15 protein-coding genes are annotated in these 16,977 nt (G+C 61.0%); 11 read left to right on the plus strand and 4 right to left on the minus strand.

Going from position 1 to position 16,977, the window contains the following annotated elements; all coding sequences use genetic code 11:
• The first annotated feature begins 239 nt into the window (after positions 1-239).
• Positions 240-1,478 carry an acyl-CoA dehydrogenase family protein gene (locus CKW32_RS21060; protein ID WP_095185879.1) on the plus strand — a complete coding sequence of 413 codons (1,239 nt, stop codon included), beginning with the start codon at positions 240-242 and terminating at the stop codon, positions 1,476-1,478.
• Between the two features lie 127 nt (positions 1,479-1,605).
• On the opposite strand, the gene CKW32_RS21065 is transcribed toward CKW32_RS21060, so the two are convergent.
• Positions 1,606-2,391: a sulfite exporter TauE/SafE family protein gene (locus CKW32_RS21065; protein WP_095185880.1), complete on the minus strand. Its 786-nt coding sequence runs from the start codon at positions 2,389-2,391 to the stop codon at positions 1,606-1,608.
• A gap of 194 nt (positions 2,392-2,585) precedes the next feature.
• Between CKW32_RS21065 and CKW32_RS21070 the strand changes: the two genes are divergently transcribed.
• The 3 genes from CKW32_RS21070 (at position 2,586) to CKW32_RS21080 (ending at position 4,365) form a co-directional block, all read left to right on the plus strand.
• Positions 2,586-3,107: a DUF3455 domain-containing protein gene (locus CKW32_RS21070; RefSeq protein WP_032886898.1), complete on the plus strand. Its 522-nt coding sequence runs from the start codon at positions 2,586-2,588 to the stop codon at positions 3,105-3,107.
• Positions 3,108-3,169: 62 nt separating this feature from the next.
• Entirely contained in the window at positions 3,170-3,694 is a 525-nt protein-coding gene (locus CKW32_RS21075; RefSeq protein WP_095185881.1) for a sigma-70 family RNA polymerase sigma factor, read from the plus strand.
• On the plus strand, positions 3,691-4,365 hold the full coding sequence (locus tag CKW32_RS21080) for an anti-sigma factor domain-containing protein (RefSeq protein ID WP_095185882.1): 675 nt from the start codon (positions 3,691-3,693) through the stop codon (positions 4,363-4,365). Before CKW32_RS21075 ends, CKW32_RS21080 begins: the two co-directional genes overlap by 4 nt.
• Here CKW32_RS21080 and CKW32_RS21085 read toward each other — a convergent pair whose 3' ends face one another.
• Both CKW32_RS21085 and CKW32_RS21090 read right to left on the minus strand, forming a co-directional pair.
• A complete protein-coding gene (locus tag CKW32_RS21085) occupies positions 4,366-5,667 on the minus strand; it encodes an ATP-binding protein (protein ID WP_032886902.1) in 1,302 nt (433 codons plus the stop codon).
• Positions 5,668-5,670: 3 nt separating this feature from the next.
• The gene (locus tag CKW32_RS21090; protein ID WP_032886904.1) at positions 5,671-6,372 is read right to left on the minus strand and encodes a response regulator transcription factor; all 702 of its coding nucleotides are present in this window, start codon (positions 6,370-6,372) and stop codon (positions 5,671-5,673) included.
• 289 nt (positions 6,373-6,661) lie between these two features.
• On the opposite strand from CKW32_RS21090, the gene CKW32_RS21095 reads away from it, so the two are divergent.
• From CKW32_RS21095 to CKW32_RS21125, 7 genes are all read left to right on the plus strand, one after another.
• Positions 6,662-7,819: an efflux RND transporter periplasmic adaptor subunit gene (locus CKW32_RS21095; RefSeq protein WP_095185883.1), complete on the plus strand. Its 1,158-nt coding sequence runs from the start codon at positions 6,662-6,664 to the stop codon at positions 7,817-7,819.
• A gap of 13 nt (positions 7,820-7,832) precedes the next feature.
• Complete coding sequence (locus tag CKW32_RS21100) at positions 7,833-10,922, plus strand: efflux RND transporter permease subunit (RefSeq protein WP_095185884.1); 3,090 nt, start codon at positions 7,833-7,835, stop codon at positions 10,920-10,922.
• Positions 10,923-11,009: 87 nt separating this feature from the next.
• On the plus strand, positions 11,010-11,651 hold the full coding sequence (locus CKW32_RS21105) for a DUF1345 domain-containing protein (RefSeq protein WP_095185885.1): 642 nt from the start codon (positions 11,010-11,012) through the stop codon (positions 11,649-11,651).
• 73 nt (positions 11,652-11,724) lie between these two features.
• Positions 11,725-12,564 carry an AraC family transcriptional regulator gene (locus CKW32_RS21110; RefSeq protein WP_095185886.1) on the plus strand — a complete coding sequence of 280 codons (840 nt, stop codon included), beginning with the start codon at positions 11,725-11,727 and terminating at the stop codon, positions 12,562-12,564.
• A 54-nt stretch (positions 12,565-12,618) separates the two neighbouring features.
• Positions 12,619-13,224: a LysE family translocator gene (locus CKW32_RS21115; protein WP_095185887.1), complete on the plus strand. Its 606-nt coding sequence runs from the start codon at positions 12,619-12,621 to the stop codon at positions 13,222-13,224.
• 121 nt (positions 13,225-13,345) lie between these two features.
• The gene (locus CKW32_RS21120) at positions 13,346-14,122 is read left to right on the plus strand and encodes a hypothetical protein (protein ID WP_143499423.1); all 777 of its coding nucleotides are present in this window, start codon (positions 13,346-13,348) and stop codon (positions 14,120-14,122) included.
• A 75-nt stretch (positions 14,123-14,197) separates the two neighbouring features.
• Complete coding sequence (locus CKW32_RS21125; protein WP_032887019.1) at positions 14,198-14,620, plus strand: hypothetical protein; 423 nt, start codon at positions 14,198-14,200, stop codon at positions 14,618-14,620.
• 82 nt (positions 14,621-14,702) lie between these two features.
• Here the strand turns inward: CKW32_RS21125 and CKW32_RS21130 are convergent, their stop codons facing one another.
• Positions 14,703-16,970 (minus strand): autotransporter outer membrane beta-barrel domain-containing protein, encoded by a 2,268-nt coding sequence (locus CKW32_RS21130; RefSeq protein ID WP_095185889.1) that lies wholly within the window; start codon positions 16,968-16,970, stop codon positions 14,703-14,705.
• Between the last annotated feature and the right edge of the window lie 7 nt (positions 16,971-16,977).

Raw genomic sequence — 16,977 nt, forward strand, 5'->3', positions numbered from 1 at the left:
TATCGAGGCTTGAGCAGCAAGCGTGCCAGTCAGTGGCAAAGGCCCATGCCATGGGCGTTGCGCCCAAAAAAACGCCCCCGGCGGGCGTGCACGCACATGTCATGGATCACGCCGGTTTGTCGGAATGCTGTTGCTGGAGCAACAGTAATCAACGCAAATCCCCCGTAAACATTGGGCCACGAACCCGGCACGGACTGTGCAATCCCCCTTGCATTGACCACTGCCCCGGAGCCTTGCCCATGACCGAACATCACGTCATTAACCCGCTGTCCATCGGCGTCGATTACCCCACCTTGGCCGCGCGCTTCCGGCCGATCTTCCAGCGCATCGCCGACGGTGCGGTGCAGCGCGAACTCAGCCGTACCCTGCCCCATGAGCCGATCCAATGGCTCAAGGAGGCCGGTTTCGGCGCGGTGCGCGTACCGGTGGAATATGGCGGTGGCGGTGCTTCGCTGCCGCAACTGTTCGAACTGCTGATCGAACTGGCCGAAGCCGACTCCAACGTACCCCAGGCCCTGCGCGGGCATTTCGCCTTTGCCGAGGACCGCCTGAACGCGCCGCCGAGTGCCGGCCGGGACCTGTGGTTCAAGCGGTTTGTCGACGGCGATATCGTCGGCTGCGCCTGGACTGAAATCGGCAACGTGGCCATCGGTGATGTGGTCACCCAGGTCAGCCCCGACGGCGATAAGTGGAAGCTCAATGGTGAAAAGTTCTACAGCACCGGCAGCATTTTCTCTGACTGGATCGACGTGTACGCCCAACGCAGCGACACCGGCGGCGATGTGATCGCTGCAACCCGTGCACGCCAGCCTGGCGTGGTGCACAGCGACGATTGGGACGGCTTTGGCCAGCGCACCACTGGCAGCGGCACCTCGCGCTTTACCGATGCTGAAGTCGAGGCGGATAACGTCATCGACTTTGCCACCCGTTTCAAATACCAGACCGCGTTCTACCAACTTGTCCTGCTGGCCAGCCTCGCCGGTATCGGCCGTGCGGCGTTGCGCGATGTGGCCCACCAGGTGCGCAGCCGCAAGCGCATCTACAGCCACGGCAATGCCCAGCATGTGAGCCAGGATGCACAGATTCAACAGGTGGTGGGCGAAGTCGCAGCACTGGTGTATGCCGCTGAGGCCAGCGCGTTAAGGGCGACATTGCCAGCGCAACGGGCTTACGTGGCGCGGTTTGGCGGGGATGACGTCGTGGAGCGCGAAGCCAACGTCGCCGCCGAAATTGAATCGGCCACGGCGCAGGTGGTGGTGTCGGAGTTGATCCAGCGGGCTACCAGCGAGTTGTTCAACGCACTGGGGGCGTCGGATGTGCGCCAGGGGAAAGCCCTTGATCGGCATTGGCGCAATGCGCGGACTGTGTCGTCCCACAACCCCGTGATCTACAAGGCGCGGATCGTGGGGGACTGGGTGATCAATGGCACCGAGCCGCCGTTTGTGTGGCAGATCGGTAATGGCCCGGCGAAAGCCTGAGGCTGAGCGGGGTCAAAACTGTGGGAGGGGGCTTGCCCCCGATGGCAGTGGGTCAGTCACTGTATTCAAAAACTGACCCACCGCTATCGGGGGCAAGCCCCCTCCCACATTGGATACTGCGCACGCCTCAGAAGGCCAGTTTGTAACCAACCGCCATTAACATGATCGCCAGGCACGGGCGAAGCACGCCGTCCGGGATCTTGCCGGTCATGTGGCTGCCGAAGTAAATGCCCGGCAACGAACCCATCAGCAGAAAGCCCAGTAGGTGCCAGTCCATATTGCCCATGCCAGCATGGCCCAGTCCGGCCACGAGGGTCAGGGGAACCGCGTGGGCGATCTCGGTGCCCACCAGGCGGCGCGTAGCCAGGAATGGATACAGGATAAACAGCGCCACAGTGCCCAGGGCGCCGGCGCCGATTGAGGTCAGGGCGACCATGGTGCCGAGGATGGCGCCGGTGACAACGGTCAAGCCGTTCAGGTTGCGCGGGTTCATGTGGTAGCTGTCGCCCGCGTGACGCTGGGCGAAGGCCAGCAGGCGTTGCTTGAACAGGATCGCCAGGGCCGTCAACAGCAACACGACGCCGAGGGCTTGCTTGATGACCGCGTTCATCGCCGTAGGATCGGTATGCAAGGTGGCGAGAAACCACAGGGTCAGCAGCACCGCAGGCACACTGCCCAGGGTCAGCCAGCCGGTGATGGTCCAATCGATGTTCTTGTTCTTGCTGTGTACCAGCACGCCACCGGACTTGGTGATGGCCGCGTACAACAGGTCAGTGCCCACAGCCGTGGCCGGGTTGATGCCGAACCACAACAGGATCGGGGTCATCAACGAGCCCCCGCCGACACCGGTCATGCCCACGATAAAACCTACGATCAGGCCGGCAATTACGAAACCAAAGTTACCCACATCCATTACAGCTACCCGCGGCCTTATAAATTTCTGGCGGCAGGATAGCGATTTTTCTTATAACGACTTATACCAATATGATCTGACTTTAGATCTTTTTCGCTTAATGCAATTTTTTTTGCCGATCACTGCATCCAGTTGGCGTGCCCATGGGTAGTCCTTGCAGCAACCCTGCTGTTTCATCTAATGGAGAAACACCCATGAACGCTAAAGCCCTGCTCTGCCTCACCGGTTTGCTCGTTGCCAGTCCCGCCGCCTTTGCCCAGGCCGGTTTGCCGGACAGCATTAAAGTGCCGGACGGCCACAAGGTGGCGATGGAAACCACCGGTGTCGGCGAAATCACCTACGAGTGCCGCGACAAAGCCAACGCCGCTGGCCAGACCGAATGGACTTTCGTCGGCCCCAAGGCGGTGCTCAATGATCGCAGCGGCAAGCAGGTCGGCACCTACTTCGGCCCACCTGCCACTTGGCAAGCCAAGGACGGTTCGAAAATCACCGGCACCCAGCTGGCCGTGGCGCCATCGAGCCCGGGCAACTTGCCATATCAACTGGTCAAGGCCAACCCGGCCGAAGGCAAGGGCGCGATGAGTGGCGTGAGTTACATCCAACGGGTCGCCCTTAAAGGCGGTGTAGCGCCAAGCACTGAATGCACGGTCGCCAACAAGGGCAAACAGGAAGTGGTGAAGTACCAGGCCGACTACATCTTCTGGGCGGCCAACTGATCAAACTGCGCTACGCTGCCTGTGGCGAGCATGCTCGCCACAGGGGTTCAGCCATTTGAGGGATGTGCGTGTTTGATTACGAAGCCTGTCTGCTGGCCTGTGCCCGTGGCGACCAACGCGCCTTGCGCCGACTGTATGAGCAGGACAGCAGCCATTTGCTCGGCGTAGCCCTGCGTATCGTGCGTGACCGGGCGCTGGCCGAAGATATCGTGCATGACGCGTTTATCAAGATCTGGCGCGGCGCCGGCAGTTTCGACCCCAGCCGTGGTTCGGCGCGGGGTTGGGTGTTCAGCGTGACCCGACACTTGGCGCTCAACGTGGTGCGCAACCAGTACCGTGAGGTGCCGCTGGACGACGAACACGAGCACGTCACCGCACCCACCGACACCTTTGAGTTTTCCGCGCGTTCCGGGCAGATCCACACCTGCCTGGAGCAGCTCGATCCGGCCCGCCGCACGTGCATCCTGCATGCGTATGTCGACGGCTATTCCCATAGCGAAATCGCTTCGAGGTTGGACACCCCGCTGGGGACCGTCAAAGCCTGGATCAAACGTAGCCTCGCCGCGCTGCGGGAGTGCATGGCATGAACAACCCCTTGGACGAACTGGCCAGCGAATACGTGCTGGGCACCCTGCCCGCCGAACAACGGGCCGACGTGGAACAACGCCTGCCCCACGATGCCGAGTTACGCGCGGCGTTGGATGCCTGGGAGCAGCGCCTGCTGCCCCTGACCGCGTTGGCCGAACCGGTGCTGCCCTCGGCACAGTTATGGCGGCGCATCGAACGTAACACCGCAAACCCGGACGCCCACGTACCGTGGTGGAACCTGCTGGCCTTGTGGCGCGGCCTGGCCGGTGCCGGGCTGGCGGCAAGCGTGGTGCTGGCGACGTTATTACTGACCCGCCCGCCTATCGCGGACCCCGCCTTTGTGGTGGTGCTGGTGGCCCCCCAAAGCCAGGCGCCCGGCTGGGTGATCCAGGCCAGCAACAATCAGCAGATTCAGTTGATCCCGTTGGGCGTGATGGAAGTCCCAGCGGACAAGGCGCTGCAGTTCTGGACCAAGGGTGATGGCTGGCAAGCCCCCGTGTCCCTGGGGCTGGTCAAGCCGGGGCAAACCCTGTCGCTGCCGCTGGACAGGCTGCCGCCGCTATCGCCTAACCAATTGTTCGAACTGACCCTGGAAGACCCGAGCGGCTCGCCGACCGGCAAACCCACCGGGCCGATCCAGGCCATCGGCCGCGCGGTCAAGGTGCTCTGATCAACCAAGGCTGGGCAGCCACACGCGAAACCGCGCACCACCCAACGGCGACGCCTGGGCGGTCAACGTCCCGCCCTGGGCTTCCAGGGCGCGGCGGCTGATCGCAAGACCCAGGCCGAAGCCGCCGGTGCTGCGGTCGCGGCTGCGGTCGAGGCGATAGAACGGTTCGAAGATACGTTCACGCTGGTCCAGCGGGATGCCGATGCCATCGTCATCCACCCAGATTTCACAGCCCTTGGGACACACCTTGACCCCCACCTGGATGCGCTTGTCGCAGTAACGCGTGGCGTTGCGCAGCAGGTTCTGCAAGGCACGGGCGGTGAGGCGCGGGTCGAGGCTGAAGCGTTCCACAGCGCAATCAAGCACGACATCGATGACGATCTCGGGGTTTTCCAGCTCGTCGTCGACGCTGCCCAGCACGCTGTCGATAAACTCATCGAGCACCACCTCGACCCGCTCCGGCAATTGCGCCGGGTTTTGCAGGCGGCTGTAGGAGAGCAACTCCAGCACCAATTCATCCAGCTCACGAATATGCGCCACAAGGCCGTGCAGACGTTCGCGACTGGCCTCGGGCAAGTCTTCGGACAGCGCCAGGGCCAGGCCGAAATCCAGGCGCGTCAACGGCGTGCGCAGTTCATGGGAGACGGCGTTGAGCAGGTCTCGCTGTTGGTTGAGCAGGTGTTCGATGTCGTCGGCCATGGTGTCGAACACTGCCGCCAGGCTGCCGATGTTGGAGCTGGGCGGAATACGGGTGCGCTCGGCCAGGTTGCCCTTGCCGAGTTGAGCGGCGGTGCTTTTCAGGCGTTCCAGATCACGCCAGTGCGGGCGCAGCCAGAACAGCAGGCAGGCGAGCAACGCCGCGCCGATCAGCACATTCATCGACCAGTACAGCAGGTTCATGTCCAGCGGGTCTGGCGGGATGGTCAGCTTGACCACGAACTGCTGGTTGAGCGGCGAGCTGATCTCTTCCATCCAGCCCCATTCTCCCAGGCGAATCACCGGCTTGCCCTGCTCCAGCAGCTTGGCTTCTTGCGGGGTATAGCTGGCGTCCTGACGCAGCAGCAGTTGCACTTTGAGCGGCGCAAAGTCGCGGCCCAGTTGCTCGGTGACCTGGGACCAACGCTCCACCGGCGCCCGCAGGTATTGCTTGACGATGAGGGTTTGCTGGCCACGGGACTGCTCAATGTTGTAATCCAGATAACGGTGTTCGAACAGCTGAATGACCAGTTTGGGAATCAGGTAAATCGCCGCACTGTAGGTGACGATGGTGATCAGGTAGAGGCGCAGCAGTACACGAAACATGGCTCAGCATTCCCACTCGGAACGGCTAAACAGGTAGCCCTTGCCCCACACGGTCTTGATCTTGCGCGCCTCGCCGGCATGGTCGTCGAACTTGCGGCGCAGCTTGGAGATGGCCACGTCTACCGAGCGATCGGTGCCGTTGAACTCGATCCCGCGCAGGCGTTGCAGGATCTGGTCGCGGCTGAGCACTTCACCGGCATGCCGCGCCAACACCACCAGCAGGTTGTATTCGCCGCTGGACAGCTCCACCGGCTGCTCACGCCACACCACGGTGCGCTCCGACAGGTCGATGCACAGGTTGCCCATGTGGATCTGATCGTTGGCCACCTGGGGCTCCGACAAACTGCTGCGCCGCAGCAAGGTACGCACGCGGGCCAATAGCACGCGCGGCTCGCAGGGTTTGGTCACATAGTCGTCGGCGCCCATTTCCAGACCCAACACCTGGTCGTGGCTGTCGTCGCGAGCGGTGAGCATCAGGATCGGCAGCCCTGCCGAATCGGCGCGCAGCAGGCGGCACACTTGCAGGCCGTCGAGCCCCGGCAGCATGAGGTCGAGGATCACCAAGTCCGGCGGATTGAGGCGTGCGCGTTCCCGTACGTGGTCGCCACGGCTGAGCACACTGACGTGATAGCCATTGCGCTCCAGGTAGCTGGCAATCAGCTCCGAGAGTGCGGCGTCGTCTTCCACCAGGAGGATGTTGGGCATGAAGGTGTTTCCAAAAAATACAGTGATAGGTCGTACACAAATCCAATGTGGGAGGAGGCTTGCCTCCGTTGGCGGTGCTTCAGATGCAGAGTCGTTGACTGATTCACCGCTACCGGGGGCAAGCCCCCTCCCACATTGGATCGTCAGTTTTTGCAAGGTTGTGCAAGGATATACGCCCTCGGCGCCCCGCGCGCCGCACCTTACATTTCTTCACAGACCACCTACACAGCTTCACAGCACCGCGGCGCAGGTGAACTTAGGATGCGCCAGTCACTATTGGGATAAGAGCATGTCGAAGAATCTGTTTGCGCCGTTTTGCCTGTTGGCCCTGACGCTGGCCCTGAGTGCCTGTGACAAATCAGCCGCCGAAGCGCCGGAAATGCCCCTGGCCAAAGTGCGCATCGAAACCCTTGAGGCCAAGCCTCTGTCCATCACCAGCGAGCTGAGCGGACGCATCGCCGCGCCGCGTGTGGCCGAAGTACGCGCCCGGGTGGCCGGCGTGGTGATGCAGCGGGTATTCAAGGAAGGCCACGACGTCAAACAGGGCGACGTGCTGTTTCGCATCGACCCGGCCCCGTTCAAGGCCGATCTCGATAGCGCCCAGGCCAACCTGAGCAAGGCCCAAGCCAACGCGTTCCAGGCGCGCCTGCAAGAGCAGCGCTACAGCCAATTGGTGGAAGGCAACGCCATCAGCGGCCAGGACTACGACAACGCCCGCGCCAACCTGCGCCAGACCAACGCCGAAGTCGCCGCCAATAAAGCCGCCGTCGAACGCGCCAAGTTGAACCTGGGATATGCCACTGTGACGGCCCCAATTTCCGGGCGTATCGGCCGGGCGCTGGTGACCGAAGGCGCACTGGTCGGCCAGAACGAGGCCACGCCCCTGGCGATCATCCAGCAACTGGACCCGATTCACGCTGACCTCACTCAATCCACCCGCGAACTGAACGACCTGCGCCGCGCCTTTCGCGCCGGCAGCTTGAAGCAGGTCGGTCAGGACCAGGCCAAGGCCACGCTGATCCAGGACGACGGCAGCCTGTATCCGCTGCCGGGCAAATTGCTCTTCGCCGACATCAGCGTCGACCCCGGCACCGGGCAGATCATTCTGCGCAGCGAGTTCCCCAACCCGGACCTCGACCTGTTGCCCGGCAGCTTCGTGCGAGTGCGCCTGGAGCAAGCGGTCGACAAACAAGGCATCAGCGTGCCGCAACGCGCTATCAGCCGTGACAGTGCCGGTATCCCGATGGTGCTGCTGGTGGATGCCGAGCAGACCGTCAGCCAGCAACCGGTGCAATTGGGTGCGGTGATCAACGATCGCTGGATCGTCAGCAGCGGCCTCAAGCCCGGTGATCGCATCGTCGTCGAAGGCCTGCAACACGCGCGCCCCGGTGAAAAAGTCCAGGTAGACGACAGCCCGACGCCACTCGCTCAGGCTTCCGGCCAATAAGGATTATTCGACCATGCCGCAGTTCTTTATTGACCGCCCGATCTTCGCGTGGGTGGTTGCCCTGTTTATCCTCCTGGCCGGTTTACTGGCCATCCCGCAGTTGCCGGTGGCCCAGTACCCCAACGTGGCGCCGCCGAAAGTCGAGATCTACGCGGTGTACCCCGGCGCCTCGGCCCAGACCCTGGATGAAAGCGTGGTCAGCCTGATCGAGCAGGAGCTTAACGGCGCCGATCACTTGCTGTACTTCGAATCCCAGAGCAGCCTGGGTTCGGCCACCATCACTGCCACCTTCCAACCCGGCACCGACCCGGAAATGGCCCAGGTCGATGTGCAGAACAGGCTCAAGGCCGTGGAGCCACGCCTGCCCCAGGCGGTGACCCAGCAAGGCTTGCAGGTAGAAAAAGTCTCCGCGGGTTTCCTGCTGCTGGTGACCTTGACCTCCAGTGACGGCAAGCTCGATGACGTAGCGCTCAGCGATTACCTCGCGCGCAACGTAATGAACGAACTCAAGCGCCTGGACGGCGTGGGCAAGGCGCAGTTGTACGGCGCCGAACGGGCCATGCGCATCTGGATCGACCCGCAGAAGCTGATCGGTTTCAACCTGACCCCGGCCGACGTCAACAACGCGATCAGCGCGCAGAACGCCCAGGTTTCCGCTGGCAGTATTGGTGATTTGCCGGGCACCAAGACCCAGGAAATTACGGCGGCTATCCTGGTCAAGGGCCAGCTTTCCACCCCGGCGGAGTTCGCCGACATCGTGCTCAAGGCCAATCCGGACGGTTCCACCGTTCGCATCGGCGACGTGGCGCGGGTAGAAATCGGCAGCCAGGAATACCAGTTTTCCACGCGCCTGAACGGCAAGCCATCCACCGCCGTCAGCGTGCAACTGGCGCCCGGTGCCAACGCGCTGAACACCGCGACCCTGGTGCGGGCAAAGATGGATGAGCTGTCACGCTACTTCCCGGCCAATGTGGAATACAAGATTCCGTACGACACCTCGCCCTTCGTCAAAGTCTCGATCACCAAGGTGGTCTACACCTTGCTGGAGGCCATGGCGCTGGTGTTTGCGGTGATGTTCCTGTTCCTGCAGAACGTGCGCTACACGCTGATCCCCACCCTGGTGGTACCGATTGCGCTGATGGGCACCTTTGCCACGATGCTGTTGCTGGGTTTCTCGATCAACGTGCTGACCATGTTCGGCATGGTGCTGGCCATCGGCATTTTGGTGGACGATGCGATTGTGGTGGTGGAGAACGTCGAACGGATCATGGTCACCGAGGGCCTCTCGCCCAAGGACGCGACGAAGAAAGCCATGGGCCAAATCACCGGCGCCATCGTCGGCATTACCCTGGTGCTGGTGGCGGTGTTCCTGCCGATGGCGTTCATGGCGGGCTCAGTGGGGGTGATTTACCAGCAGTTCTCGCTGTCGATGGCCACTTCGATCCTGTTCTCGGCATTCCTCGCCCTGACCTTGACCCCGGCCTTGTGCGCCACCCTGCTCAAGCCGATAGCCAAGGGCGAGCACCATGCCAAGGGCGGTTTCTTCGGCTGGTTCAACAAACGCTTCGAGCAACTCACCGACCGCTATGAAGGCTGGGTGGCCTATGCCCTCAAGCGCAGCGGCCGCTACCTGCTGATCTACCTGGTGCTGCTGGTGGGCCTGGGCCTGATGTTCATGCGCCTGCCCGCCTCGTTCCTGCCGGTGGAAGACCAGGGCTACACCATCACCGATATTCAGCTGCCGCCGGGCGCGAGCAAAAACCGCACGGTGCAGGTCGCCGAGCAGATCGAAGCGCACAACGCCGAGGAGCCTGGGGTGGGTGACACCACCATGATCATGGGCTTCAGCTTCTCCGGTTCGGGGCAGAACGCCGCGTTGGCGTTTACCACCTTGAAGGATTGGTCCGAGCGCAGCAGCGAGGATTCGGCCGCATCGATTGCTGAGCGGGCCAATATGGCGTTCAGCGAATTGAAAGACGCGATTGCGTACTCAGTGCTGCCACCACCAGTGGACGGCCTGGGCACGTCCAGCGGTTTCGAGTTCCGCCTGCAGGACCGCGCTGGCGTCGGCCATGCCGCGTTGATGGCAGCGCGCACCGAGTTGCTGGCGGCAGCCGAGAAAAGCCCGATCCTGGCCAACGTGCGCGAAAGCGCCCTGGCCGAAGCGCCGCAAGTGCAATTGGAAGTGGACCGTAAGCAAGCCAACGCCTTGGGCGTGTCGTTTGCGGATGTGGGTAATGTGCTGTCGTCGGCGATTGGCTCGGCCTACGTCAACGACTTCCCCAACCAGGGCCGCATGCAGCGCGTGGTGGTGCAGGCCGAAGGCGACCAGCGCAGCCAGGTGGCGGACCTGATGAAAATCAACGTGCGTAATAACGCCGGGAAAATGGTGCCGCTGTCGGCATTTGTCCAAGCCAAATGGACCCAAGGCCCGGCGCAACTGACGCGGTATAACGGCTACCCTGCCATCGCCATTTCCGGCGAGGCAGCCCCCGGGCACAGCACCGGCGAGGCGATGGAGGAAATCCAGCGCCTGGTCAGCCAACTGCCAGCGGGCCTGGGTCAGGAATGGACCGGGCTGTCGTTGCAGGAACGCTTGTCCGGCGCACAGGCACCGATCCTGCTGGGCCTGTCGCTGCTGATCGTGTTCCTGTGCCTGGCCGCGCTGTATGAAAGCTGGTCGATCCCGACCTCGGTGTTGCTGGTGGTGCCACTGGGCGTGCTCGGCGCAGTACTGGCGGTAACCTTGCGGGGCATGCCCAACGATGTGTTTTTCAAGGTCGGCTTGATCACCATCATCGGCTTGTCGGCGAAGAACGCGATCCTGATCATCGAGTTCGCCAAGGACCTGTATGACCAGGGAGAAGACCTGATCGAAGCCACGTTGAAGGCTGCGCGCTTGCGCCTGCGGCCGATCATCATGACCTCGCTGGCGTTTATTCTCGGCGTGGTGCCATTGGCGATTGCCACCGGGGCCAGTTCGGCAAGCCAGCAGGCGATTGGTACGGGCGTGATTGGCGGGATGATTACCGCGACGTTGGCGGTGGTGTTCGTGCCGGTGTTCTTTGTGGTGGTGATGAAGCTGGTGCGCAAAAAGCGCTGATGCGAACAGCCGGCGGGTTGTAGCGAGCAACCCGCTCGCTACAAAAAATGCGCTAAGGTGCTCACAGGTAACCATCTGTGAGCTGCCATGCCCTTCCTCGCCCGTACCCACCCTCGCCTCTCCGCCGCCGCCGTACTGGGCCTTGCCGCAGGCATCCTGATGCCCGCCGAAACACTCATCAGCAAAATCCTGATCGGCTGGAACGCCGGGGTCTGGACCTACCTGGTGCTGATGCTGTGGCTGACCAGCCGCGCCAAGGCCGAAGACGTCAAACGCATCGCCGAAGTCGAGGACGAAAACGCCGGGCTGGTGCTGTTCATGGTGTGCATCGCCGCCATCGCGAGCCTGGCGACCATTACTTTCGAACTGGTGGGCAGCAAGGAGTTGGCCACCGGGCAACGCCTGTTGCACTACGGTTTCACCGGGCTGACGGTCATCGGCTCATGGCTGCTGATCGGGGTGATTTTCAGCGTGCATTACGCCCGGCTCTATTACACCTGGGCAGGCAAGGAGCCGGCGCTGCGTTTCGCCGAAGGGTTGCTCACGCCCAACTACTGGGACTTCCTGTACTTCTCCTTCACCATCGGCGTGGCCGTGCAGACCTCGGATGTGGGCGTCGCCACCCGTGGCCTGCGCAAGGTTGTACTGGCGCAGTCGTTGATCGGCTTTCTGTTCAACACCGCGATACTGGGGTTCTCGATCAATATCGCCGCCGGCCTGTTCGGCTAGCCTTGCACAAACCTTCTAGACGCTCATTAGCGGATGGGCGCCAATAGCCTCACTTATTCCTCAACGGTGATGTATGGCCGCGCACAATTGGATCGACCTGTCTCAGGACGCCGACACTGGCATCGAGACCCTGCGCGCGCATTTTGAAGGCCATGCCTATGACCCCCATTGGCATGACAGCTACCTGATCGGCGTCACCGAACAAGGCGTGCAGCAATTCAACTGCCGCCGTGCCCGCCACAACAGCGTGCCCGGCCAGGTTTTTTTGGTGGAGCCTGGCGAAGTGCATGACGGCGACGCGCCCACGGCGGACGGCTTCACCTACCACATGCTGTACCTCGACCCACAGTGGCTGGCGCGGGAAGTGAGTGCGGTATTTGAAGAAGCGCCGGTCAACAGTCAATTGGGCTTCGCCAGCACCCTGGCCAACGACCCACGCCTGGCGCTCTCCACCAGCCAAGCCTTCCAGACACTGCACAGCGGTGAACTGCGCATCGTGCGGCAACGGGCAATGGACCACTTGCTGGAATGCCTCACCGACCAACTCTACTGGCGCACCCGCTACCGCGAAGATCCGCGCCTGCCGCGGGTGGCCCACAAGGCGCGGGAATACCTGCATGACCACCTGCATCAGGACGTGGGCATGGACGAACTGGCCCTGGCCTGCGGCGTCGACCGCTTTCGTCTGAGTCGCGCCTTCAAAAGCGCTTTCGGCCTGCCGCCCCATGCCTACCTGGTGCAACTGCGCCTGGCCCGCGCGCGCCACTTGCTGGGCAAGGGCGCGCAACCGGCCAATGTGGCGATTGCCTTGGGCTTCGCCGATCAAAGTCACTTGGGCCGCTGGTTCGTGCGCGCCTATGGCCTGACACCGGCGGCGTACCGCAAGCGCTGCTCAAACGTTCCAGACAGCTAAGTCACGGGCTTGCAAGGATGGACACCACTGATCTGTTCACTGGAGTCCCGTCCCATGCTGTCTACCTTGCTGCCCTTCGCGTTATTTGCCTTCGTCGCCTCCATTACGCCCGGCCCCACCAACATCCTGGTGCTGAGCAACAGTGCCCGCTATGGCCTGCGGGCGGCATTGCCGATCATCCTCGGGGCTTGTGCCGGTGCAGCGGGCATTGTGCTGATAGTGGGTTCGGGGTTCGGTGAGTCGCTTATTCATCTGCCCAAGGTACAAGCCACCCTGCAGTGGGTCGGCGTCGCATGGCTTAGCTACCTCGCCTGGCAGATTTTCAGTGCGCCCGCCCAGGCCATTGAGCGCGATGCATCCCACAAGCGCCTGGGCCTGCTCGGCGCCGCCAGCTTGCAACTGGTCAACCCCAAGACCTGGATGATGGCGTTGGCGGTGGTCAGTGTGTTTGCGGGGCAAGGAGACGGGCGTCAGGCGCATGTGCTGACCCTGTCCCTGATGTTTTTTGTAGTGTCCCTGCCGTGTCTTGGCATGTGGGCGGTGCTGGGCGCCGGATCGACCCGGCTGCTGGGCTCGGCCAGGGCCATGCAACGGTTCAATCGGTTGATGGCGATCTTATTGCTGGTGTCGGCCTGGATGAGTGTGTGGACACAGGGCTAGAACCGACGAATGGCAGAGCGAACCTGTTAGTTCTGACAGTTGCCAACCCTGCTCTTATAGCGCGCAATAGCTTCACCCACAGGGATTCATCGGAGCTGGCGAGATGCCTGGACAGAGTACGTTGATCAACAATTTGCTGCGCAACGGCAACTTCAGCAAATTTGGCGCCGACTGGACCACGCAAAACAGCGTGGACTACTCACGCCAGTATTGCCGCGTACTCACCGGCCAGGCTTCCCAAGTCATTGACGCCAGTGCCGAAACAACCTATCTGCTCGAGTTCTGGAGCCAGGTCCTGTTTAAAGGTAACGGCACGCTTTCTATCCGTTCCAACGCGCCCGGTGCCGACTTGGAAGTTGAGCTCAACGACTTCCATGTTTGGAGATGGCAGCAAATCAGCTTCACCACGCCACCGGCGGCAACCCTCCTCACCGTGGCTATCACCGGCACCGGCGGAGAAGTGTGCGTCGACGAGATGCAACTGACCCTGGATACGGGCATCCCGCCCCGACCTGAGTTGGTGCTTAACGGGGATTTCTCCAACAACATGGATCACTGGAACACCGAAGGCTCCCCGATCGGCTCCCGCACTCATTTTGACGGAAATACCCTGGAGTGCGCCCTGGGCGGCCGTGCCCGGCAAACCGTCCCTGTCACCGGAGGAAACACCTACGAATTTTCCTTTCGCTCGCGCAGTGATTTTGGCGGGCATGGGTTCTGCCGATTCGAAGTAGAGCCATCCGGCACGTTTGCGGAAATTCGCGTAGATGCGTCGAGCTGGACCACCTATCCAGAGGAACTGGCGATGCCCGCCAGCGCTACCGCGCTAACCATCATTCTTATTGGCATTGATGGCGCAGAATTTTTCGATGATGTCTCGTTGAGACGCAAAGCTTGAGCCTATCCGCAACCACTGCGCCTCCATCCAGGACGTGAACCGGAGTCGCGATCACTATGTAGAGGAGATGTCGCCATGACAGCCGTTCAAGAAATACTCACCCCAAAATCATCCCAAGAGCTTAATCATTTCAAAGGAACAATCGACGGGAAGGACTTTACTGCCACAGTGTTTTCCATCTCCAAGACGGCGGACCGATGGACTGTTTCCGGCACTCAAGTCGTCGTTCCGGGTGTCCGTCATAAAATCCAGCTTTCGTTTCCGACGGCTTTAACGGAAGGCGTTTACAAACTGGAAGACGAACGTCATCAGATTAGGCTGACCTATACAACAGATGACTTGTTGGATCCCATCTTTATACGCGGTGATACAGGCCTCATTGACTTGACCACCATAGACCCAGCCAATGATCACGTTGAAGGCGGATTGCTAAACATCCTCACACACGATGATGGAAATCCTGTCTCTACCATCACTGCGTTGTTCAGGGTGCGTTGAGCCCTGAGCGATAACCAAAAGCCACCGCCCAGACACCCAAAAAGGAAGCCGAAGCTTCCTTTTTGGATTACCGCACAGGCTTTTACCAGCTATAGCGCAACCCCACGTTTACGCCCCACGGTTGATCTACATGCTTGCCTTGGCTGTGTTCAAAGTCGCCATGCAACTGCAGGTTCTGCGAGAGCGACACCGCCACACCCGCGCCAAACTCGGCACGCGAGCCCGACAGATCATTCTTGAAGACTTGGCCGTTCACCCGCGCTTTGTTATCGCTGGCAAACTCGTGGGCCACTGCAGCGCGAAGATATGGCTGAACCACACTGCCGTCATTCATGATGAAATCGCGGCCTACCGTCACACCCAATTTACCCAGCACAGAGTGAGTATTTTCACCTTTTGCCTGGAGGCCGTTGTCCAGATCATACTTCTTGCCCTTGACCACCACCGTAGAGGCCTGAGCAAAGGGCTCAATGAAGAACGCGTCATCCAGTTTGATGTGGCGCCCCACTTCCGCCGACGCACCAATACCGTTGGTTCCGTACTTGCCTTTAGCCTGGGCACCATCGCTCATGCCGACCTTGGATTCGTTCTCGAAGCGGTTGGCTTTGACGACACCGTCGAAGTAGTAACCGCTGTCCGCATCCATCCACGTCGCATAGAGACCGGCGTAGTAGCTTTTCACTGTTCCGGAGGTGCCACGGCTCAAGTCCAGGTCCGAGGTGCTGTGCCCCGCCATGACACCGACCAGCCAATTGCTGTCTTCGCTCAGCGGTGTATCTGCACCGATGGAGAACCCGCGCTGAGTCTGTTTGAAACCCGTACCGTTGGCATCAGAGACTGTGTATTTATTGCCATAACTACGAATCCAACCACCGGCCTGGGCATCATTGTGCCGCAATTCGCCCATGCGACTGCGCAACGAGGTCATCTCGCCGTACCACACGGTAGGCGCGGTATTGAGCAGCGCCAGTACCGAACGCGTGCCCGGGCTGATAGTGCGTGCGCTGGGGTCGAGAAACCAGTCGTTGCCATCCTGCTTAAGGCCATAAGACCAGGCACCGATATCCACGGCGCCTCCCGCCAGAGAGAACTCCGCGTCGCCGCCACCGGTATGCACGATGTGCACGTCACCGGGGGAAACAGGTTCCAAACCACTGCTGGCCACTAACAAACTGTGTTGGCCGGTAGCTTCTCCGGTGATATTCAGGAAATCGTTCGAGCCGACCGCAAAGTCGGCGCCCATCACGAACGTGCCGTTACCACTGAGGGTGTCCAGGTTCAACTGGTAAAACGCATCGGTCTCACCGAATTTCACCGTACCGCCAGCGAGATCCAGGTCCCCCACCAAGCTGTCACCGGTCAGGTTCCAGAACGACCCATCAGCAATGCTCAACGTGCTGACGTTCAACAAAGCGCCCGTCAACGATGCGTTGTTGTGCAAATTCAAGTTGGCATTGCTGCCAGCTTCAACGATGACATTGCCGTTCAAGTGGCTGTTATTGACGTTCATATTGGCCGTCGCACCACCGGTCACTTCCAGCAGGTTGCCGTTGCCGCCGATCAATTGAGAGCCGTTGTTCACATCGATGGTTGCCGTCGGCACCCGACCCGGCAAGCCGGCGACCAGAATTGCCGCGCCGGTTTGACCTTCGACTGTCGTCTGATCCAGGACCAGTGAGCCATCTTGAGTGGTTCCGGCCACACGGGTAAAACGAACACCATTTTGCTCACCCAACAGCACACTATTCTGGGCAAACGCAGAACCGCCGATTAACAACACGCCGGTGCTGCCGACGGCAGTCCCTTGTACCAGGGAATCCTGCAAATACAGTTCACTGAATTGAGTCGCCGATGCACCCGCTTGTGCGCCCTTTATCGTGCTGTGACTGACGTCTGCACGAGAACCACCCGGCGTCGAGCTATAACGATTGAGTACCAGGCCGATAGATTGGGCACTTTCCAGATGGCTGCCGGAAATGGTCGCGCTGCTATTGGTCAGCTCCATCGCTGACGCGCCCGCAGCACTGGCTTTAACAGTCGCGGCGTCCAGGCTCACAGTGGAACCTTCCTGGGCAACAATACGTTCAATGGCGCTGCCACTATTCACGGTCAATTGCGCACCCAGGCTAAGGATGGCACCGGTAGTTGCTCCGTTGACGGTCAGGCTGGAGCCGGCCTGCAGCGCCCAGTTTTTTACTGCCTCTCCAGACTCAATAACTTTGGATTCACCTGGGGCGACGACTTCCTGACTTGCCTGGCTTTGTACCGATACGCCCAGCAACAGGCCCAGTGAAGACACCTTGACAGCCGCACTTATGGGGGAAAGTTTAAAAAAATACTTGATGGACATGCTGTAA

It is taken from the genome of Pseudomonas sp. Irchel 3H9 (assembly GCF_900187495.1).
Lineage (GTDB): Bacteria > Pseudomonadota > Gammaproteobacteria > Pseudomonadales > Pseudomonadaceae > Aquipseudomonas > Aquipseudomonas sivasensis.